The sequence below is a fragment of the Angustibacter peucedani genome, assembly GCF_054779595.1.
This window is the reverse complement of sequence record NZ_BAAGXY010000060.1, coordinates 1-20,082: the sequence shown is the minus strand read 5'-3', so window position 1 is coordinate 20,082 and position 20,082 is coordinate 1. Positions and strand designations below refer to the sequence as shown.

At 73.5% G+C, this 20,082-nt stretch carries 20 protein-coding genes; 16 read left to right on the top strand and 4 right to left on the bottom strand.

From position 1 onward, the window contains the following. The first annotated feature begins 4 nt into the window (after positions 1-4). Both ACYVJ4_RS11990 and ACYVJ4_RS11985 read left to right on the top strand, forming a co-directional pair. Entirely contained in the window at positions 5-2,104 is a 2,100-nt protein-coding gene (locus tag ACYVJ4_RS11990) for a tetratricopeptide repeat-containing glycosyltransferase family 2 protein (RefSeq protein WP_460460360.1), read from the top strand. Then, entirely contained in the window at positions 2,101-4,968 is a 2,868-nt protein-coding gene (locus ACYVJ4_RS11985) for a CDP-glycerol glycerophosphotransferase family protein (RefSeq protein ID WP_460460359.1), read from the top strand. Before ACYVJ4_RS11990 ends, ACYVJ4_RS11985 begins: the two co-directional genes overlap by 4 nt. A gap of 191 nt (positions 4,969-5,159) precedes the next feature. Here the strand turns inward: ACYVJ4_RS11985 and fliW are convergent, their stop codons facing one another. Genes fliW through flgN form a run of 4 tightly spaced genes read right to left on the bottom strand, consistent with a single transcriptional unit; the run spans position 5,160 to position 8,350 of the window. After that, complete coding sequence (gene fliW, locus ACYVJ4_RS11980) at positions 5,160-5,579, bottom strand: flagellar assembly protein FliW (protein ID WP_460460358.1); 420 nt, start codon at positions 5,577-5,579, stop codon at positions 5,160-5,162. Beyond that, positions 5,576-6,457 carry a flagellar hook-associated protein FlgL gene (gene flgL, locus ACYVJ4_RS11975; protein WP_460460357.1) on the bottom strand — a complete coding sequence of 294 codons (882 nt, stop codon included), beginning with the start codon at positions 6,455-6,457 and terminating at the stop codon, positions 5,576-5,578. The genes fliW and flgL overlap by 4 nt, the downstream gene beginning before the upstream one ends. 5 nt (positions 6,458-6,462) lie before the next feature. Continuing rightward, positions 6,463-7,857: a flagellar hook-associated protein FlgK gene (gene flgK, locus ACYVJ4_RS11970; protein ID WP_460460356.1), complete on the bottom strand. Its 1,395-nt coding sequence runs from the start codon at positions 7,855-7,857 to the stop codon at positions 6,463-6,465. A 7-nt stretch (positions 7,858-7,864) separates the two neighbouring features. Next, positions 7,865-8,350 carry a flagellar export chaperone FlgN gene (gene flgN / locus ACYVJ4_RS11965; RefSeq protein ID WP_460460355.1) on the bottom strand — a complete coding sequence of 162 codons (486 nt, stop codon included), beginning with the start codon at positions 8,348-8,350 and terminating at the stop codon, positions 7,865-7,867. A gap of 142 nt (positions 8,351-8,492) precedes the next feature. Here flgN and ACYVJ4_RS11960 point away from each other — a divergent pair, with 142 nt between their 5' ends. From ACYVJ4_RS11960 to ACYVJ4_RS11895, 14 genes are all read left to right on the top strand, one after another. Further along, positions 8,493-9,431, top strand: coding sequence for a sigma-70 family RNA polymerase sigma factor (locus tag ACYVJ4_RS11960; RefSeq protein ID WP_460460354.1), 939 nt, complete (start codon positions 8,493-8,495; stop codon positions 9,429-9,431). Positions 9,432-9,524: 93 nt separating this feature from the next. After that, a complete protein-coding gene (locus ACYVJ4_RS11955; protein ID WP_460460353.1) occupies positions 9,525-10,382 on the top strand; it encodes a flagellin N-terminal helical domain-containing protein in 858 nt (285 codons plus the stop codon). 145 nt (positions 10,383-10,527) lie between these two features. Then, on the top strand, positions 10,528-11,883 hold the full coding sequence (fliD, locus tag ACYVJ4_RS11950) for a flagellar filament capping protein FliD (protein ID WP_460460352.1): 1,356 nt from the start codon (positions 10,528-10,530) through the stop codon (positions 11,881-11,883). A gap of 4 nt (positions 11,884-11,887) precedes the next feature. Next, positions 11,888-12,325 carry a flagellar export chaperone FliS gene (fliS, locus tag ACYVJ4_RS11945; protein WP_460460351.1) on the top strand — a complete coding sequence of 146 codons (438 nt, stop codon included), beginning with the start codon at positions 11,888-11,890 and terminating at the stop codon, positions 12,323-12,325. After that, positions 12,322-12,675, top strand: coding sequence for a hypothetical protein (locus ACYVJ4_RS11940; RefSeq protein ID WP_460460350.1), 354 nt, complete (start codon positions 12,322-12,324; stop codon positions 12,673-12,675). Before fliS ends, ACYVJ4_RS11940 begins: the two co-directional genes overlap by 4 nt. Positions 12,676-12,827: 152 nt before the next feature. Further along, positions 12,828-13,187 (top strand): flagellar basal body rod protein FlgB, encoded by a 360-nt coding sequence (flgB, locus tag ACYVJ4_RS11935; protein ID WP_460460349.1) that lies wholly within the window; start codon positions 12,828-12,830, stop codon positions 13,185-13,187. Continuing rightward, positions 13,187-13,582 (top strand): flagellar basal body rod protein FlgC, encoded by a 396-nt coding sequence (locus ACYVJ4_RS11930; protein WP_460460348.1) that lies wholly within the window; start codon positions 13,187-13,189, stop codon positions 13,580-13,582. Before flgB ends, ACYVJ4_RS11930 begins: the two co-directional genes overlap by 1 nt. Next, complete coding sequence (gene fliE / locus ACYVJ4_RS11925; RefSeq protein ID WP_460460347.1) at positions 13,582-13,899, top strand: flagellar hook-basal body complex protein FliE; 318 nt, start codon at positions 13,582-13,584, stop codon at positions 13,897-13,899. Before ACYVJ4_RS11930 ends, fliE begins: the two co-directional genes overlap by 1 nt. Further along, on the top strand, positions 13,899-15,509 hold the full coding sequence (gene fliF / locus ACYVJ4_RS11920; protein ID WP_460460346.1) for a flagellar basal-body MS-ring/collar protein FliF: 1,611 nt from the start codon (positions 13,899-13,901) through the stop codon (positions 15,507-15,509). The genes fliE and fliF overlap by 1 nt, the downstream gene beginning before the upstream one ends. A gap of 2 nt (positions 15,510-15,511) precedes the next feature. Continuing rightward, positions 15,512-16,546, top strand: a complete 1,035-nt coding sequence (gene fliG, locus ACYVJ4_RS11915; protein ID WP_460460345.1) for a flagellar motor switch protein FliG — start codon at positions 15,512-15,514, stop codon at positions 16,544-16,546. Continuing rightward, on the top strand, positions 16,530-17,186 hold the full coding sequence (locus ACYVJ4_RS11910) for a FliH/SctL family protein (protein WP_460460344.1): 657 nt from the start codon (positions 16,530-16,532) through the stop codon (positions 17,184-17,186). The genes fliG and ACYVJ4_RS11910 overlap by 17 nt, the downstream gene beginning before the upstream one ends. Continuing rightward, positions 17,183-18,517, top strand: coding sequence for a FliI/YscN family ATPase (locus ACYVJ4_RS11905; RefSeq protein ID WP_460460376.1), 1,335 nt, complete (start codon positions 17,183-17,185; stop codon positions 18,515-18,517). The genes ACYVJ4_RS11910 and ACYVJ4_RS11905 overlap by 4 nt, the downstream gene beginning before the upstream one ends. Further along, on the top strand, positions 18,514-18,954 hold the full coding sequence (locus ACYVJ4_RS11900; RefSeq protein WP_460460343.1) for a flagellar FliJ family protein: 441 nt from the start codon (positions 18,514-18,516) through the stop codon (positions 18,952-18,954). Before ACYVJ4_RS11905 ends, ACYVJ4_RS11900 begins: the two co-directional genes overlap by 4 nt. Continuing rightward, positions 18,951-19,916 (top strand): transglycosylase SLT domain-containing protein, encoded by a 966-nt coding sequence (locus ACYVJ4_RS11895; RefSeq protein ID WP_460460342.1) that lies wholly within the window; start codon positions 18,951-18,953, stop codon positions 19,914-19,916. The genes ACYVJ4_RS11900 and ACYVJ4_RS11895 overlap by 4 nt, the downstream gene beginning before the upstream one ends. Positions 19,917-20,082 lie beyond the last annotated feature (166 nt).

Sequence of the window (20,082 nt, the reverse complement as noted above, 5' to 3'; positions counted from 1 at the left end):
TGCCATGCCCGCACAGCGCACGGTGCTCGTCACGGACGTGACCACGCCGCAGCAGTTCCTCGCCTGCCTGACGTCGGTCATCCGCTCGGTCGACCCCTCGGTGGCCGTCGTGGCCGTCTCGACGGGCAGCGGCAAGCTGCCGCCGCAGGTCGCGCGCCGCGTCCGGCTGGTGCGCGTGCCCCGCGGCGGGTCGTTCTCGGACGTCGTCGAGGCCGAGGCGGTGCGGCCGGTCACGGTCGTCGTCCTGACCTCCGACGTCACGGTCAGGGGCGACTGGCTCGACGGGCTCGAGCGCGCCGTCTCACCGACCCCGTTCTGCGTGGGCCTGCTCGGCACGCCCGAGCCCCGCGTGCTGGTCTTCGGCGACCGCGTGCGCACCACCCAGGCCCAGGAGGTCGTGCTCCCGGACGTCGCCGGCATCACCCTTCCCGCGGCCGCCGTCGCGCCGAAGCGCTCGCTGCGCACCATCTCCACCGTCTCCACCGTCTCCACCGTCTCCACCGCCTCGACCGCCGCGTCGTCCGGCCGCGCGGACGTCGACCCCGACCGCCCCGTGACCGTGACCGCCGCCCTCATCGTCAAGGACGAGGAGGAGGTGCTCGCGGCCTGCCTGGACGCCGTCCGCCCCGAGGTCGACGAGGTCGTGGTCTACGACACGGGCAGCACCGACGGCACCGTCGAGCTGGCGCGCGCCCACGGCGCCCGGGTCGTCGAGGGGCACTGGGACGACGACTTCGCCGCCGCGCGCAACCGGCTGCTCGACCACGTCACCACCGAGTGGGTGTTCTCGCTGGACGCCGACGAGGTGCTGCAGACCGTGCCGGGCGCGCTGCGCCAGCGGCTGGTCGGCGAGCGCCACGACCTGGTGCTCGTCCCGGTGCTGTCGACGTCCTGGTCGGCCGCGGACGACGGCGACGAGCACCGCCCGGTGCGCGTGTTCCGCCGCGAGCGCGCCCGCTGGGAGGGCGCGCTGCACGAGACGCTGGTGCCGGTCGACGGGCTGGACACGCTCGTCATGTCCGCCGTCCCCGCGCCCGTGCGGCTGCTGCACTCCGGCTACCAGAGCGACCGGATGGCCACGAAGGACAAGCGCACCCGCAACCTCGCCATCGCCCGGACCCAGCTCGACGGGCTCGACGCGACCAGCTCGGACGAGGACGTCGCCCGAGCCCGCGCCAACCTCGGCCGCGCCCTGGTGAGCGCCGGCCGCCCCGACGAGGGCCTGGAGGTGCTCGACGGCATGCTCGACCTGGCCGGCAACACCTCCGAGATGGTGCTCGGCTCGCGCGTCGCCCTGATCACCGCGCTGCAGCTGGGCCGGCTCGGCACCTACGACCAGTGGCTCGACGTCGCCCGCCGGTACGGCGAGACCGAGGGCGCGCAGGCCGTCGCCCGCGCCCGCCTGCTGCTGCACCACGGCGACCTGGACGGCGCGCTGCTCGAGCTCGAGGCCGCCGCCACGACCGACGGCGTCGACCCGTGGGGCGTGCCGTTCGACGCCGACGAGCTCGTCGGCCCGCGCGCGTCGGTGCTGTCGCGGCAGGGCGAGCACGAGCAGGCGCTCGCGCTGTACACCGACCTGCTCGCCCGCCGTCAGGAGCTCGTCCCGCTGGCCGCGCTGGTGCAGACCGCCGTCAACGCCGGCCAGCCGCTCGGCGAGCTCGTCGCCGTCGGCGGCCCGCAGTTCCTCGCCCGCTCGCTGCGTGACGCCGTGCAGCTCCCGCCGGGCGCGGCCGACCAGTGGCTCGACGCCGCCTGGCAGGCCGACCCGCAGGGCAGCGTGCTCGTCGCCGGCGCCGTCGTCGCGGCCCGGCTGCCCATGGAGGGCGTGCTCAAGTGGTCGCTGCGGGTGCGCGAGGCCGGGGCCGTCGAGCTCTGCCCGTTGCGTGCCATCGGCTACGACGTCGAGCGGCCCGCGGCCGAGCGCTGCCTCGCCCTCGCCGTGCTCGGCGACGTGCTCGCCGAGCGCGACGCGCTGGTGGCCTTCGACGACGTCGCGGCGAACCTGCCCGACGACCAGACCGCCGACCTGCTCGCCGCCCTGGCCACCTACGCCCCCGGGCTCGCGGTCGAGGCGACGGCGCCTGCGGGCGCAGGTCGATGACAGCCCCGGAGCGCGTGCGCGTCGTCGTCGAGGTCGCCGACCTCGCCAGCGACGGCGCCCGCGCGGTGGTCAGCGCCGCCGTCCAGCTGTTCTCGGCGGCCGACCCGGTGGACGTCGTCCTGCACGTCTCGGGGTCGGACGAGCCGACGCAGGAGCAGGCCGAGGTCGTGCTGGGCTGGTGCCTGGGCGCCGTCGACCAGCCGTCCGAGCTGCCCGAGGTGCTGCTCGTCGGCACCGCCGAGGCCACTGCCGAGCCCGCCGCCGTCACGGTGCGGGCCGAGGCCGACGTCCCGGCCGCCGCCCGCGCGGTGGCGCTGCTGACCGCTGCGGCGCAGACGGTCTGGGCCGCCGCCGAGCCGCCGGCTCCCGTCGTCCACGAGGCTGCACCCGTTGCGGCACAGGCTGATCCGGTCGCCGGGGGTCGGGCCGCCGCGCGCCTGGCGCGGGTCACGGCGCTCGAGGCCCTGGCCCGGCGCGACGTCACCTCCGCCGTCCAGGTCGCGCAGGGACGGCGTCGTCCGACCGTCGTCGGTCTGTTCCAGCACGTCAGCTACTGGGCCGCCGTCGAGGACGTCTACCGCGAGCTCGCCGCGCGCGACGACGTCGACTTCGTGCCGGTCGCGCTCGAGAGCGTCGTCGACCGCCGGTCGGGGAGCACGCAGGAGTTCTTGCGCGAGAACGGTTTCGACCCGCGTCCGGAGACCTGGCTGATCCAGGGCATGGACGACGTCGACGCGGTCGTGCTCGAGAACCCGTACGACGAGATGCGACCGTGGCAGCTGCGGGTCGAGGACTTCGCGCGCCGCGGGGTGCGCATGGTCGGCCTGCCCTACGGCAACAACGCGATCAGCGGCCAGTTCATGGACGCGCTGCTCTGGGACCAGCCGCTGCACCGGCTCGCCTGGCGCTACTACCTGCCCAACAGCACGCAGCGCGAGCTCTACGCGCAGCACTGCGCCGCGGGCGACGACCCGGTGCGGGTGCTCGGCAACCCCAAGCACGACGCGATCGTGCGAGCGGCCCGCGCCGGTGCCGGCGCCGAGCCCTCGCCGAACGCCGCGGCCTGGCTCGAGCTGGCTGCAGGTCGCCCGGTGGTGGTCTGGAACCCGCACTTCCGCACCGCGCCCGGCGGCTGGTCGACCTTCCCGCGCTACCTGCGCCAGGTCGTCGCCTACGCCCAGGACCACGACGACCTCGTGCTCGTCGTCCGGCCGCACTTCCGGCTCTTCTCCGAGCTGCGCCGCGGCGGGCTGGGGCACCTCGAGCGCGAGCTGCGCGCGGCCGTGCTCGCGATCCCGAACCTCGTCCTCGACGAGACCCCCGACTACCGCGACGCGCTGGGCGTGGCCGACGCCATGGTCAGCGACCTGAGCTCGCTGGCCTCGGAGTTCCTCGTCACCGGCCGGCCGCTGCTCTACCTGCACCGCGCCGACGGGCCCGGGCCGAGCGCCGAGGGCGGCTACCTCGACGCCGCCGACCGGGCCGAGTCCTGGCCGGACGTCGGGCGCTTCCTCGACCAGGTGCGCGCCGGCACCGACGCCTCGGCCGACGAGCGCCGGGCCGCGGTCGCGCGCGCGTTCCCGTTCCTGGACGGCGGTTCCGCCCGCCGCGTGGTCGACGACCTGGTGCGCTCGTTGCTGGCCGACCTGGCCGTGGCGGCTCCCGTGGAGGACGCGGACGTGGCCCCGGCCGAGCTGCCCGCCGTCCCCACCGGGCTGATCGCGATGCCGGCGCCCGACGCGACGTCCGTCTCGACGGCCCGGTCGCGCCCGCCGCTGGACGCCGTCCTGCTGACCGCCTTCCACGGCCGCTCCATGACCGACAACCCGCTGGCCATCGCGCGCGAGCTGCAGCGGGTCGGCCACCAGGCGCGCCGGCACTGGGTCGTCGCCACCCCTGGCGCGCCGGTGCCCGAGGGCTGCGAGCCGGTGCTGCAGGGCTCGGCCGAGCACGTCGACCTGCTGGCGCGCGCCCGCTGGGTCGTCGACAACGACGCCACGCCCGCCGCGCTCGTGCGCCGACCGGGGCAGTCGGTGCTGCAGACCTGGCACGGGACGCCGTTGAAGAAGCTGCGCTTCGACCTGCACGAGATCTCGCCGCGGTCGGACGCGACGCTGCGCGACCTCGACCACCAGGCCCGGCAGTGGACCCACGTGGTCTCGCCGAACGACCTCACCAGCACGGTGCTGCGCCGCGGTTTCCACGTCGAGGGCGAGCTGCTCGAGACCGGGTACCCGCGCAACGACGTCCTCGCCGACCCGGCGCGCCGCGACGAGACGCGGGCCGCCGTCCGCGAGCGTCTCGGCGTGCGCGACGGGCAGCGCGTCGTCCTGTATGCGCCGACCTGGCGGGACGAGAACGTCCTGGACGTCGCCGGCGGGGCGACCCTGCACGGCCAGCCGACGCTCGACTGGGCCGGCATCCGCTCGGTGCTCGGCGAGGGCACGGTCTGCTGGGTGCGCGCGCACCGGTTCGTGGCGGGCTCGGCCGCCGCGCTCGGCGGCGCCGGCGTCGTCGACGTGAGCGCCTACCCCGACATGGCCGACCTGCTGGCTGCGGCCGACGTCCTGGTCACCGACTACTCGTCGTGCTTCTTCGACTTCGCGATCACCGGCCGGCCGATGGTCTTCTTCACGCCGGACCTCGAGCGGTACCGCACGCAGCGGCGCGGGCACTACTTCCGCATGGAGGAGGTCGTCCCCGGACCGGTGCTGCTCGACGCGCACCGCGTCACCGAGGCGCTGGCCACCGTCGACGCGTGGTCGCCGCAGCAGGCCGACCGCTACCGCAGCTTCGTGCAGACCTTCGCGCCGTGGGACGACGGCAAGGCGGCGCAGCGCGTCGTCGAGGCCGTCTTCGCCTGACGTCTTTCCCTCACCAGAGCCGGTCTCCCTCACCCGGGCCGCTGGGCGGCGTCCGGCAGCGGCATCGGCGAGGGAAAGCCCCTGCCGCTTGCGCCCTGAGGGCCGGTTTGCGCCGCCAGAGCCGGTTCCGGCACTCCGAGAGCCGGTTCCCGGGGAGCAAAGGCCCGCCGACGGGCGTGGTGGCCGCAGGGTCAGGCGGCGACGAGCGGCTCGTGCAGCGAGTGCTCGCCACCGGCCTGCAGCACCTGCACCCCGCGCCGGGTCGCCGTGTTGACGACGATCGGCGCCAGCAGGTTGGCGGTCGACTCGGGCAGCGTCTGGCCGAGGGTGACCACGACGAGCAGCAGGGCGTCCGAGACGTCGGTGAGCCCGATGCTCGCGGCGGTGTCCTCGTCGATCTCGGGGGAGTACTCGTCGAAGAACACCGACGGCGCCGCGACCACGAGCTGCAGGTCCGGGTCGACGACCGAGCGCAGCCGGTACAGCGCGCCGCCCTCGTCGAGCTGGACGAGCACGCACCGCGACATGCCGGGAAGGCCCGGCACGGCGTCGACGAACTCGATGACGGGCAGGTCGGTGTCGGTCGCGGTGTCGGTCACGTCGTGGCTCATCGCAGGAAGTCCATGAGAGAAGGCTGCAGCACCTTGGCGGTGGCCTGCAGGGCGGCCTGGTAGGAGGTCTGCTGCAGCTGCATGTCCAAGATGGTCTTGGGCAGGTCGATGTCCTGCACGCCGGACAGCGTCGTGCCGAGCGAGAGGGCGCGGTCGTCCGCGGTGGTCTGGGCGGTGTCGACGCGGTTGTAGCGCACGCCGACGTCGGTCAGGGTCTGCAGCACGCTGCTCATCCTGCCGTCCAGCGCCGAGATGTCCGAGGCCAGGGCGGCCGGGTCGTTCACCGCGTTGGACGCGATGCTGTCCAGCAGGGCGAAGACCGAGCTCGAGCCGGCCCCGAAGACCGCCTGACCGTCGGCGCCGACCTCGATGGTGGTGGCGGCGTCCAGACGGCGGGTGACCTGGCCCGAGTCGCCGACGTACGCGTACGTCGTGGGGTCGAAGGCGGTGGTGCCGGACGTCGTCCCGCCGAACAGCGGCCGACCGGCGTTCGAGGTGTTGGCCAGCCCCATCAGCTCGCCGCGCAGGCTGGTCACCTGGGTGGCGAGGGCCTCGCGCGCGGGGCCGTCCATGTTGCCGGTCGAGCTGGCCGAGAGCGCGAGGTCGCGCACCTGCTGCAGCCGGGCGTTGACGTCCTGCAGCGTCGAGTCGACGGTGCCGAGCCACGCCTTGCCGTCGGCCGCGTTCTTCGAGTACTGCTCGTTGGCGGCGATCTGGCCGCGCAGCGACAGCGCCGAGACGGTGCCGGTGGGGGAGTCCGAGGGACGGTTGATCGTCTTGCCGCTCGTGAGCTGCTCCTGCAGCTTGGCGCCGCGGGCCAGGCTGGCCTGCAGGTTGGCCAGGCTGCTGGCCGCGATCGAGCCCTGGGTGATGCGCATCCCGGTCACCTTCCGACGGTCCCGACGCGGTTGATGAGGGTGTCGAGCATCTCGTCGACGGCCGTCATCACGCGGGCGGCGCCCTCGTAGGCGCGCTGGTACATGAGCATGTTGGACATCTCCTCGTCCAGGCTGACGCCGGACGACGACGCGCGGCTGGCGTCGGACTGCTGGCTGATCGAGGTCTGCACGGCCAGCTGGGTCTGCGCCGACGCCGAGGCGACACCGGTCGCGGCGACGAACGCGCTCCAGCGCACGTCGGCGCCGGTGGCGGACGTCGCGAGCTGGCCGAGCTTGTCGGCCACCGAGCCGTCGTAGGAGGCGGTGCCGGTCTGGGCGGCGGCGCCGACCTTGCGGGGGTCGGTGAAGGCCAGCCCCAAGGACTTGGCGGTGGTGCCGACGAAGAAGTCGCCGGTCGCGGTGCCGTCGAGGTCCTGGCCGGTGGCGTGCACGGCGTTCACCGAGCTGGCCAGCGCGGCGGCGACCTGGTCGTAGCCGTCGGCCGCCTCGGGGTAGACCTGGCGCAGGACGTCGACGACACCGCCGACCTGGCCGGCCGTGAAGGTCGCGGCCGCACCGGTCGACCAGGTCAGCTGCAGCGGGGTGCTGGTGCTGCTGTCGATCGACGCACCGCCGCTGGCCGACAAGGTGGCCGCGCGGGTGGTCGAGACGATGCCGACGCCGTTCACGCTGACGCTGACGCTGCCGTCGCTGTTCGGCGAGCTCTTGGCGCCCACCAGCTCGGACAGCTGCAGCACGAGCTGGTCGCGCTGGTCCATGAGCTCGTTGGGCGGGTTGCCGCTCGCGGTGGCGATGCGGATCTTGTCGTTGAGGTCGGCCACGCCCTTGGCGGTGGTGTTGACCTGGGTGACCAGCGCGTCGAGCTGGGCCCGCGTGTCGCCGTACGCCGAGTCCAGCGCGGCGCGGCCGCGCTGGATCGTGCCCACGACCGTGGCGGCCTTGCTCAGCAGGGCCTGGCGGGCCGGCACGCTGTCGGGGGTGTTCGCGACGCCCTGCCAGGCGCCCCAGAACTCCTGCAGCTGCGAGGAGAGCCCGGTGTCGGACGGCTCGCCCAGCACCTGCTCGACCTGGTCGAGCGCGGCGGACGTCGCCGTCGAGTAGGAGGCCTGCGAGTGCGCCTCGCGCTGGCGGGCGTCGACGAAGGCGTCGGCGAGCCGGCGGATCGAGCTGACGGTGACCCCGCCGCCGTTCTGGGTGATGAGCGAGGACGACATCATCCCGGCCTGCGTCGGCGTCACGACCGCGGCGAGCTCGGCGCGCTGGCGCGTGTAGCCCGGGGTGTTCGCGTTGGCGATGTTCTGGCCGGTCAGGGTCAGCGCGGCGCGCTGCGACATCAGCGCGTTCAGCGCCGTGCTGAGCCCCGAGAAGGTGCTGCTCATCGTGACCTCACAGCGCCCGGTCGATGACGCGCGTGGCGTGCAGCGGGCGGGTCTTGGCGCCGTTCGGCGTGTAGGTCTGCGCGGCGTGGCCCTCGACGCCCATGAGGGCCTCGCGGCTGGCGCGGGCGGCGGTGCCCAGCAGCTCGCGGTTCGAGCGCGACATGTCGCTGATCTCGTCGGTCAGCTGCAGGAACGCCTGGCGGTGGTCGCGCAGCATCTCGTCCCACGGCGCGGGCGCCGCGTCGGCGAGCGCGGTCAGGCTCGGGCCGGACGGCAGGCCGAGCTCGCCGGCCAGGTCGTCGACGGCGACGGCGCGCGACAGCTCGGCGCCGCGGATCTGCTCGATGACCATCTCGACCTCGCGGGTCGCGTGCGCCAACCAGCGCGTGCGACCGCTCGCCAGGACGAGCTGCTCCTCCTCGAGCTTGAACAGCAGCAGCTCGAGCAGCTCGCGCTCGGTCCACAGCACGGTGGACACCTCGGCAAAGCCCATCGGACTACCTCCAGCCGGAGACCTTCTCCGTTGACGTCCCATCGGCACCCGCGGGGACGACCTGAGAAGAACCGCGCCCACGTCGTCAGGTCGGTCCACGTCGGTGCTTCAGGTGCGCCCGGTTCGCGCCGAGACAGGTCTCATGCAGCCCACCCACGAGCCCGCCTTCCGGCCTGCGCTGGACTCCGGCGGACCCGACGCGCCTCTCGACGAGGCCGGACGCGACCTGGTGCGATCGCACCTGCCCGTCGTCGGGTACCTGGTGGCCGAGGTCCTCGGCCGGGTCCCGTCGCACGTGCAGCGCGACGACCTGGTCTCGGCCGGTCAGCTCGCGCTGGTCAAGGCTGCGCGCGCGTACGACCCCACCACGGGCGTGCCGTTCGGCCACTACGCCCGCACCCGCATCCGCGGCGCGCTCGTCGACGAGCTGCGCGCGGCCGACTGGGCCAGCCGCGGCGTCCGCAGCAAGGGCCGCCAGCTCGCGCAGGCCGAGGACCGGCTCTCCAGCGAGCTCGGCCGCTGGCCCACCGACGTCGAGCTGGCCCAGGAGATGGACGTCGAGCTCGCCTCCGTCCGCAGCTCTCGCACCGACCTGCACCGCAGCGTCGTCGTCAGCCTCGACCAGCTGGTCGAGGCGAGCGGCTCGGTCGACGACCACGTCGACCCGGGCGCCCACCAGCTGGACGCCGGCCAGTACGTCGTGCAGGCCGAGCGCATGAAGTACCTGACCGCCGCCGTCAAGGCGCTGCCCGAGCGGCTGCGCGTCGTGGTGGAGCAGTACTTCCTCGGCGAGCGGCCCATGGCCGAGATCGCCGCCCAGCTCGGCGTGACCGAGTCGCGGGTCTCGCAGCTGCGGGCCGAGGCGCTCGCGCTGCTCAAGGACGGCATGAACGCGCACCTCGACCCCGCGCAGCTGCCGGCGCCCGAGCGCCCGGACGGCGTCGTGGCCCGTCGGCGCAGCGCGTACTACGCCCAGGTGGCGGCCTACGCCGCTGCCCCGGCCCTGCCCGCGCAGCGCTCGTTGGAGACGGCCGGCCAGGAGCCCGTCGTCCCGCGCCGCGACATCACCCTGACGGCCTAACGAAAAACCCTCAGCCCGCCCGCCGCCCGTCCGATGAGTCGGGTGGCAGCCCACGGAAGGGCGCCATCGGACCCCATCACGGAGGAGCACATCATGGGTCTTCGCATCAACCAGAACATCGCGGCGCTCAACGCGTACCGCAACCTGTCGGTCACCGACAGCCAGATGAGCAAGTCGCTGGAGAAGCTCTCGAGCGGCTTCCGCATCAACCGCGCGGCGGACGACGCTGCCGGCCTCTCGATCTCCGAGGGCCTGCGCTCGCAGATCGGTGGCCTCAAGGTCGCCGTCCGCAACGCCCAGGACGGCGTCAACGTCGTGCAGACCGCTGACGGCGCCCTGAACGAGACCACCTCGATCCTGCAGCGCATGCGCGACCTCGCGGTGCAGGCCTCGAACGGCGGCTCGCAGGACACCGACGCGCAGGACGCGGCCAACACCGAGTTCAACGCGCTGAAGTCCGAGCTCACGCGCATCGCCGACACCACCAAGTTCGGCTCGCAGAAGCTGCTCGACGGCTCGTTCTCGGGCCTGTTCCAGGTCGGCGCCAACGTGAACGAGACGATCTCCGTCTCCATCACCAACGGCACCGCTGGTCTGGACGCCGCCGGCCTCGGCCTCACCGCCGGTGTCGCGCTGTCCAAGGCCTCGAACACGGTCTCCCAGAACGTGTCGCTGGCCAACGCGGCCATCACGGCGATCGACTCGGCCATCAAGTCCGTCTCGACCACCCGTGCGTCGCTGGGTGCTGCTCAGAACCGCTTCGAGCACACGATCAACAACCTCAACGTCGCGGTGGAGAACCTGTCCGCGTCGGAGAGCCAGATCCGCGACACCGACATGGCGTCCGAGATGAGCAAGTTCACCCGGGCCCAGATCCTGCAGCAGGCCGGCACCGCGATGCTCGCCCAGGCGAACTCGTCGCAGCAGTCGGTGCTCCGCCTCCTGCAGTAAGACCGAGCACGGCAGCAACACCGCAACACCCGCAAGACCCAGTGCACCCCAACGGGGGCGGGCCCCAGGGCCCGCCCCCGACGGGTGGCACCGGGAAGTCCAGTCCCGGCACCGCCGGGTGAGCCGGTAGAGGGCGAGGTGCGAGATGGCGACCACGGTCGACGGACTCGTCAGCGGGCTCGACACCACCACGATCATCAACCAGCTCATGCAGCTGCAGGCGGCTCCCCAGGACCGCCTGAAGTCCAGCCTCAGCAGCACCCAGGCCGAGATCACCGCCTTCCAGGCCGTGAACACCAAGATGGCCAGCCTGCAGACCGCCGCCGACAAGCTCGGCAAGGCCGCCACGTGGGGCTCGGTCGCCGCGTCGTCCTCGTCGACGGCCGTGACCGCCACCGCCACCTCGGGCGCGCTGAGCGGCTCCCTCACCTTCAGCGTCAAGGCGCTCGCGGCCGCCAAGGCCTCGATCAGCAGCCAGACGTACACCTCGACCACCGCGGCCGGTGCGATCACCGACACCCCGCTGGAGATCCACGGCGCCGACGGTTCGCTGCGCGCCACGGTCACGCCGAACGGCAGCTCGCTCGCCGACGTCGTCCGCGCGATCAACTCGAGCACCACCGCCGGCGTCACCGCCGCGGCCGTGCAGGTCTCGCCCGGCACCTACCGGCTGCAGCTGACGTCCAAGACCACCGGCACCGCCAACGACTTCAGCGTCACCGGCTCCGGGGGAGCGGCGCTCGGCGGCCTGTCCTTCGACACCGCGACCGCGGCCAAGGACGCGCTCGTGCACGTCGGGGACGTCGGCGCGGGCTACGACGTGACCTCGGGCAGCAACACCGTCGAGGGCCTGATGCCCGGCCTGACCGTCAAGCTCGGGGGCCTGGCGGACGGCGTCACCGTGCAGACCACGCAGGACACCGCCGCCGTCACCTCCGCCGTCCAGGGCTTCGTCGACGCGATGAACGCCGCGCTGTCGAGCATCAAGTCGCAGTCCTCGACCGGCACCGTCACCGCGGGCGGCGGCCGCGCCGGCGTCGGCGCGCTGGCGGGCGAGGGCAGCATGCGCACCCTCACGACCAACCTGCTGAACTCGATCACCCACGGCGTCGGCGGCAAGTCGCTCTCGACGCTGGGCATCACCACCTCGCGCGACGGCACCGTGTCGTTCAACTCCACGAAGTTCGCCGACGCGATGAGCAAGGACCCGGCCGGCACCCAGGCGATGTTCGCCTCCACCGCCGCCAGCGCCACCGGCGTCGGCGTGAGCGTGGCCGCGCTGGCCAAGGGTGCGAGCAGCAGCACCGGCTCGATCGCGCTGTCGATCCAGGGCCGCACCTCGACGATCAACGACCTCACCAAGCGCATCTCCGACTGGGACGACCGGCTCTCCGCGAGCAAGAAGGCGCTGCAGCGCCAGTACTCGTCGCTGGAGACGGCGCTCAGCAAGATGCAGAGCCAGGCCACCTGGCTCAACGGACAGATCTCGTCCCTGGGATGACGCGATGACGACCTTCCTGCCCTCCCAGCCGAACGCGTACGCGCGCGCCGCGACCCGCTACGGCGACGACGCCGTGCAGACCGCGAGCCCGCAGCGCCTGCTCGTCCTGCTGTACGACCGGCTCTCGCTCGACCTGCAGCGCGCCCACCAGGCCCAGCTCGACGGCCACCGCGAGGCCGCGCACCTGAACCTCGCCCACGCGCAGGACATCGTCGCCGAGCTCCTGTCGAGCCTGGACGTCGACGCCTGGGCCGGCGCGACGGACCTGTCCCGCCTCTACACCTGGCTGCTCGCCGAGCTGACCCGCGCCAACGTGCGCATGGACGCCGCGCTCACCGCCGGCTGCCTCGAGGTCGTCGAGCCGCTGCGCGAGGCGTGGACGGCGGCCGCGGCCAGCGCGGGCACCGCCACCGGCGTGCCCGCCATGGGGCTCACCGGATGACGCCCGTCACCCCGGTGCCGGCGTCCGACGAGGCCGCCTGGCGGGTCGCGTGGGAGGACGCCCTCACCGCGCTCGAGCTCGACGTCGACTCGGTCGAGCGGATGCTCGCCTCGCTGCACGACGGTCGCGGCGAGCTCGTCGAGCCGACCGGCTCGTGGACCCCGCCCGTGGTGGGGCCGCTGCCCGAGTCGCTGCGCGAGCGCGCGCAGCTCGTGCTGGCCCGCCAGCTGCGGGTCATGGAGGACGTCGCGCACGCCGCCGTCCGCTCGCGCCAGCACCTCGAGGTGCAGCGCCGCATGCGCCCGGACGACGCGACCAGCCGGCCGCTGTTCGTCGACGCCGCCTTCTAGAAGATCAACAGCGGCACCGGCGAAAACGGTTGCCCCCCAAGGCTCAAGTCCCACCGCTGGCGGACGAGAGAACTAGGGAGCACGGAACGCTCACCCCCGGCCACGGAACGGCCACCCGCTTGCTTCGGCATCTGCGTCTGGTGGTGTGTTCTGTGTTCAACGACGTGACGAGCGTGGCGCTGAGCAGCGCGCTCGACGGCCTGGCCGCCCGGCAGCGGGTGATCGCCGACAACATCGCCAACGTCCAGACCCCCGGCTACCACGCCCAGCGCGTGAGCTTCGAGGACTCCCTGCGCGACGCGCTGCAGAACGGCTCGATCGAGTCGGGCGCCGTCGGCGAGGTCGAGCCCACCACCCAGACGTCCCTCGAGCCCACGCGGCTCGACGGCAACAACGTCAACCTCGACACCGAGACCCTGAGCAGCGTCGACACCAACCTGCGCTACCAGCTGACGCTGCGCGCGGTCGACCACGACTTCAGCGTGCTGCGCACCTCGATGAGGAGCAGCTGATGCCCATCTTCGCCGCACTCGGGATCGCGCAGTCCGGGGTCGCCGTCTACCGCAAGTGGCTCGACGCGGTCAGCGACAACATCGCGAACATGAACAACGTCTCGCGGACGTCGGAGGCGGCGTACCAGCAGAAGAACGTCGTGGCCACAGCCATGCCGGGCGAGCAGGGCGTGCAGGTCGGCGGCGTCGAGCTCGGCAGCGCCGAGGGCCGCATGGTCTACGACCCGACGCACCCGCTCGCCGACGAGCAGGGCTACGTCCGCTACCCCGACATCGACCTCGGCCAGCAGATGGGCCAGCTGATCATGGCCCAGCGCGGCTACCAGGCGAACCTCAGCGTCGTGGACCGGGCGAAGGACGCCTACCAGGCCGCGCTGCAGCTCGGACGCAGCTGATGAGCATCCCCGCCATCGGCGCCACCTCCGTGGTTTCCGCCGCCACGCTGCCCAGCACCGCCGCGAGCGGTGCGACCGGCACCGGCGCGGCCTCCGGCACCGACTTCGCGCAGGCGCTCCAGGGCGGCCTGCAGAACGTCCAGGACACCCAGGCCAAGGCCGACGACCTCGCGGTCAAGGCGGCCACCGGTGACCTCAGCGACGTGCACGACTACATGATCGCGGCGACCCAGGCCGAGCTCACCACCGAGCTCACCGTGACGCTGCGCAACAAGGCCCTCGAGGCGTTCAACGAGATCATGAGGATGCAGGGCTGATGCCGCGCGCCATGAACCAGACGATGCTGCGCGCCAAGGCGCAGCTCGCCACCTTCACCTCCGGGCAGAAGGTCATCGGGGCCCTGCTGCTCGTCGGCCTGGCCATCGGCGGCTTCGTCGTCTTCCGCTGGGCGAGCGCGCCGTCGTACACGCCGCTCTTCAGCAACCTCGCGGGCTCGGACGCCGGCGCCATCGTCGACAAGCTGGACGCCGACGGCGTGAAGTACCAGCTGACCGACGGCGGGGCGACCGTGCTCGTGCCGAAGGACGTCGTCTACGCCGAGCGGGTCAAGCTCTCGGGCCAGGGCCTGCCCTCGTCGTCCGACGGCGGCTACTCGCTGCTCGACCAGCAGGGCGTCACCGCCTCGCAGTTCCAGCAGCAGGTGACCTACCAGCGCGCCCTCGAGGGCGAGATCGCCAAGACCATCGACGCCATCGACGGCGTGAGCAGCTCGGTCGTCCACCTGGCCATCCCGGCCAAGGACGTCTTCCTGGACGACGCCAGCAAGCCGAGCGCGTCGGTGCTCGTCGGCATGAAGCCGGGCAGCGAGCTGACGCCGCAGCAGGTGCAGAGCGTCGTGCACCTCGTGGCCTCGAGCATCGAGGGCATGAGCGCGGACGACGTCACCGTCGTCGACGGCAAGGGTCAGCTGCTCTCGACCAAGGGCACGTCGTCGTCCTCCGGCGGTGCCGGTGGCGACAGCAACGACCAGATGACCGCGGACTACGAGAGCCGCGAGGCGGGGCAGCTGCAGGCCGTCCTCGACAAGATCGTCGGCCCCGGCCGCGCGGTCGCGCAGGTCAACGCGCAGCTGCAGTTCGACACCATCGACACCACCACCGAGCGCGTCTACACCGACCCGCAGGCCAAGCCGGTCGCCGAGAGCAAGACCACCGAGAAGTACGCCGGTGGCAGCGGCGGCACGGCCAGCGGCGTCCTCGGCACCGACAACATCGCGGTGCCGAGCGGCTCTTCGAGCGGCTCGGGCGACTACACCAAGACCACCACCACGACGAACAACGCGCAGTCGAAGGTGACCGAGAAGAAGCAGGCAGCGCCCGGAGCCGTGGTGCGCCAGTCGGTCTCGGTCGTCGTCGACACCAAGGCGACCGGCGTCGACCTCACCAAGCTCGAGTCCGCCATCAGCACCGCCGCCGGCATCGACACCACGCGCGGCGACCAGCTGAACGTCACCAGCCTGCCGTTCGACACCTCGACCGCCACCACCGCGGCGGCCGAGCTGAAGAAGGCCGACGCGGCGGCGCAGCGCGGCCAGATGATCGAGTACGGCAAGAAGGGCGCGATGTACCTGCTGGGCGGCATCGTGCTCCTGCTGTTCTGGCTGTCGCGCAAGAAGAAGAAGGGCCAGCGCGCGTCCGACGAGCTCGTCCGCCTCGACCTGGTCGAGCAGCAGGCGACCGCGGCCCTGCCGCTGCCGCAGCAGCGTCGCGCCCTCGACGGGGCCGGCGGCCAGCCCGCGCTGGAGTCCGCCGACGCGCCGTCGTCCGGTCCGAACCGCCGCAAGGACGACGTCCTCGCCCTGGTCGAGCGCCAGCCCGACGAGGTCGCCGAGCTGCTCCGCGGCTGGCTCGCGGACCGCCGGGGCTGATGATGGCGACCACCACCACCGAGCTGGCGACCCAGGGCCTGACCGGCCCGCAGAAGGCCGCCGTGATCCTCATGCAGCTGGGCCGCGAGCGGTCCGCCCCGATCCTGTCGCAGATGCGCGAGGCCGAGATCGAGGAGGTCGCGACCGAGATCGTGCGCCTGCGCTCGGTCCAGCCCGAGGTCGTCGAGGCCGTGCTGCGCGAGTTCGCCGAGTCGATCGGCACCGGCGGCGCCGGCACCGGCGGCGGCGTCGAGGTCGCCCACGACCTGCTGGCCGCGTCGTTCGGCGTCGAGCGCGCCTCGGCCGTCATCGACCGGCTGGCCAAGGCGCACGCGACCGACGCGTTCGCGTTCCTCGCCGACGCGGACCCCCGCACCCTGGTGGGCTTCCTGTCCGGCGAGCACCCGCAGGTCGTGGCCGTCGTCCTGGCGCACCTGCAGCTCGACCAGTCATCCGTCATCCTGTCCGGCCTGCCGCCCGAGCAGCAGGCCGAGGTCGCGCACCGCATCGGCACCATGGAGCGCACCAACCAGGAGATGGTCCGCGTCGTCGCCGAGGTGCTCGAGCGCCAGACCTCGACCGTGCTGCAGCCGGGCCGCAACGCCGCGGCCGTCGGCGGCGTCCAGCCGCTGGTCGACCTCATCAACCGCGCCGACCCGGCCACCGAGCGGATCATCCTCGAGAGCCTGGAGAGCCGCGACCCCGCGCTCGCCGAGGCCGTGCGCGCCAAGCTGTTCGTGTTCGAGGACATCACCACCCTCGAGGACCGCGGCGTCCAGCTCGTGCTGCGCCAGGTCGAGACCGGCGACCTCGCCGTCGCCCTCAAGGGCACGACCGAGGTCGTCAAGGAGAAGGTGCTCGGCAACGTCTCCGAGCGCGCCCGCGAGAACCTGCTCGAGGAGATCGAGCTGCTCGGCCCGACGCGCGTCTCGGCCGTCGAGGAGGCCCGCGCCAAGATCGTCCAGGTCATCCGCTCGCTCGAGGAGAGCGGCCAGATCATGTTGCGGCGCGGGGGTGACGATGAGTTCGTCGACTGACACGCGCCGCTTCGCGCCGCTGTCCGCCGGCCTGCCCGCCGACATCCCGCAGCAGCGCCAGGCCGCTCGCGCTCTCGGTTACGCCGAGGGGCTCTCGACCGGGCAGCGCGCCGCGCTCGCCCGGGCCGAGGCCGTGCAGCAGGCCATCGTGCGCGACCACCAGACGCAGGCGGCAGCCGCCCGTTCCGAGGTCGAGAGCGCGCTCTCGGGCCTGGACGCCGCGGCCCGCCAGCTCGTGCTGGCGACCGCGCCCGTGCTCGACCAGGTCGGGGACGTCGTCCTCGAGGCCGCGGTCGCGCTCGCGCGCGCCATCGTCGACGCGGAGCTCACCGTGCTGGACGACGCCGCGCTCGCGACGCTGCGCCGCGTGCTGCGGCCGCTGCCGACCGACGCCCGCGTCACGGTGCGCCTCAGCCCGGCCGACCACGCCCAGGTGCTCGACGTCATGGGCGTCGACGCGGCCACCCTGGCCTCGTCCGGCGCCGCCTTCGAGGGCCACGAGGTGCGCCTCGTCGCCGATGCCTCGCTGCGCCGTGGCGACGCCGTCGCCGACCAGGGCGGCTCGGTCGTCGACGGCCGGGTCGAGGCCGCGCTCGCCCGCGCGCTCGAGGTCGTCCGGTCGGGGGCGTGGTCGTTGTGACCGCCCAGCTCGCCGAGCGCCTCGACGCCGCCGTCCGCCTCGCCCGCCCGCAGCGGGTCGGGCGGATCAGCGCCGTGGTCGGCCTGGTCGTCGAGGTCGTCGGCGTGGACGCCGCGGTCGGCGACCTGCTGCTGCTCGCCTCGACCACCGGCCTGGACGGCGTCCCGGCCGAGGTCGTCGGCGTCACCCGCGACGCGCTGCGCTGCATGCCGCTCGGCGAGGTCGACGGGCTGCGGTCCGGCGACCCGGTCGTCGGCAGCGGCGAGGGCCTGCGGATCCGGGTGGGGGAGGACCTGCTCGGTCGCGTCGTCGACGGCATCGGCCGCCCGGCCGACGGCGGTCCCGCTCTCGCCGGCCAGCTGGTCGGCGTCCAGAACACCGCGCCGCAGGCGCTGCTGCGCCAGCGCGTCGACGCGCCGGTCTCGCTCGGCGTGCGGGCGCTCGACACCCTCGTGCCCGCCGGCCGCGGGCAGCGCCTCGGCATCTTCGCCGGCTCGGGCGTCGGCAAGTCCAGCCTGCTGTCGATGATCGCCCGCGGCACGAGCGCCTCGATCTCGGTGCTCGCCCTGGTGGGCGAGCGCGGTCGCGAGGTGCGCGAGTTCGTCGAGGGCGACCTCGGAGAGGCTGGCCTGGCCCGCTCGGTGGTCGTCGTCGCGACGTCCGACGCGCCCGCCGTGACCCGGCTGCGCGCCGCCTTCGTCGCCACGCGCATCGCCGAGTGGTTCCGCGACGGCGGGCTCGACGTCCTGCTGATGATGGACAGCCTGACCCGCGTCGCCATGGCGCAGCGCGAGATCGGGCTGTCGAACGGCGAGCCCCCGGCCACCCGCGGGTACCCGCCCTCGACCTTCGCGCTGCTGCCGCGCCTGCTCGAGCGCGCCGGCCCGGCCGCCGTGGGCACCATCACCGGCATCTACACGGTGCTGGTGGACGGCGACGACCACAACGAGCCCATCGCCGACGCCGCGCGCTCGATCCTCGACGGCCACATCACGCTGTCCCGCCGCCTGGCCACCGCCGGCCACTTCCCGTCGATCGACGTGCTGGAGTCGGTGTCGCGCGTCGTCGGCGCCGTCACCACCCCCGAGCAGCGCGCCGACGCCACGGTGCTGCGCCGCGTGCTCGCCGCCCACCGCGACGCCCGCGAGCTGATCGAGGTCGGTGCGTACGCGCCCGGGGCCGACCCGGACGTCGACGCCGCGCTCGTGCACTGGGACGCCGTCAACGCGTTCCTGCGCCAGCCGATCGAGGACGTCGTCAGCCAGCACGTCGCATGGGGCCACCTCGGTGCGCTCGTCGCGGCCCTGAAGGACGCGGGGGCGCGCGCATGAGCAAGTTCAAGCTCAGCGGCCTGCTGCGCGCCCGCACGGTGCAGGAGGAGCAGGCCCGGCGCGAGCTGGGCCAGGCCCAGTCGCGGCTCAGCGCGGCCTCGGTCGCGGTGCAGCACCGGCAGGCCAGCCTGGCCTCCGCCGGCGCGGTGCAGAGCGCGTCGGCCCCCATCTTCCTGGCCCAGGTCGCCAGCCGGGCCGCGCTCGCGGCCTCGGTCAACGACGCCATCGCGACGCGGGCGCTCATGGCCGACGGCCTGGACGAGGCCCGCAGCGACTGGCTCAAGGCGCGCATGCGCGCCCGGGCCGTCGAGCGGCTGGCCGAGCGCGACCGCCTGCTGCGCCAGGAGGAGCGCGCCCGCGCCGAGCAGGCGCTCAGCGACGACCTGGCCGGCGCCCGTCACGCCGTCCGCACGCGCGACGACGGAGGGCTGTCGTGACCGACCTCGCCGTCATGTCGCGGATCGACGAGATCCGCTCCACCATCGCTGGCCTGCAGACCCGGTTCGCCTCGACGTCCGGCACGACGTTCGCGTCGACCCTGGCCGCGGCCACGGGCGACGCGTCGTCCGCGACCGGCTCGACGACCGGCGGGGCCGTCGACGGCGACGCGGTCGTCGCCGACGCGAAGCAGTACCTCGGCATCCCCTACCGCTGGGGCGGCACCGACCCCAAGACCGGGCTGGACTGCTCCGGCCTGGTGCAGCGCGTGTTCAAGGACCTCGGCGTCGACCTGCCGCGCACGGTGTCGGAGCAGAAGGACGTCGGCACGGCCGTGCCCTCGATGGACGACGCCCGCCCCGGCGACCTGCTCGTCTTCGGCGACCACCACATCGGGATCTACGTCGGCGACGGCAAGATGCTGCACGCCCCCAAGACCGGCGACCGCGTGAAGATCGCCGACGTGTACGAGACGCCGACGCGCATCCGCCGCGTCGTGAGCGCCGGTGACGGCCAGCTGGGCGTCAGCTCGACCGACGCGCTCGGTGTCGCCCGCCCGTCGGCGTTGCGCGAGAACACCTCTCGCTCGTCGCGCTACGACGCGCTGTTCACGGCGGCGACCCAGAAGTACGGGCTGCCGCAGGGACTGCTCAAGGCCGTGGCGCAGGCGGAGTCGGGCTTCGACGCGGACGCCACCAGCGCCGCGGGTGCGAAGGGCCTGATGCAGATCATGCCCGGCACCGCCCGCGAGCTCGGCGTGGACCCGCTCGACCCGGCGCAGGCCGTCGACGGCGCCGCCCGCCTGCTGCGCCAGAACCTCAGCACGTTCGGCTCGCTGAAGCTCGCGATCGCCGCCTACAACGCCGGCCCGGGTGCCGTGCGCAAGTACGACGGGGTTCCGCCGTACGGCGAGACCCAGGCGTACGTGCGCCGCGTGCTCGCGAACATGGGGGTGTCGTGATGACCTCGGTCAACGGTCCCTCGACCGCGCCGGCCGCGGCCGGCGCCGAGCACTCGGTCACGCCGGGCGACCTCGTCGAGCGCGGCCCGGGGCAGGTGGCTCGCGAGCTGCGCGGCGCCCGGTTCGCGGCCGCCCTGCACGACGCAGCCCGCCCGGCCGCGCCGTC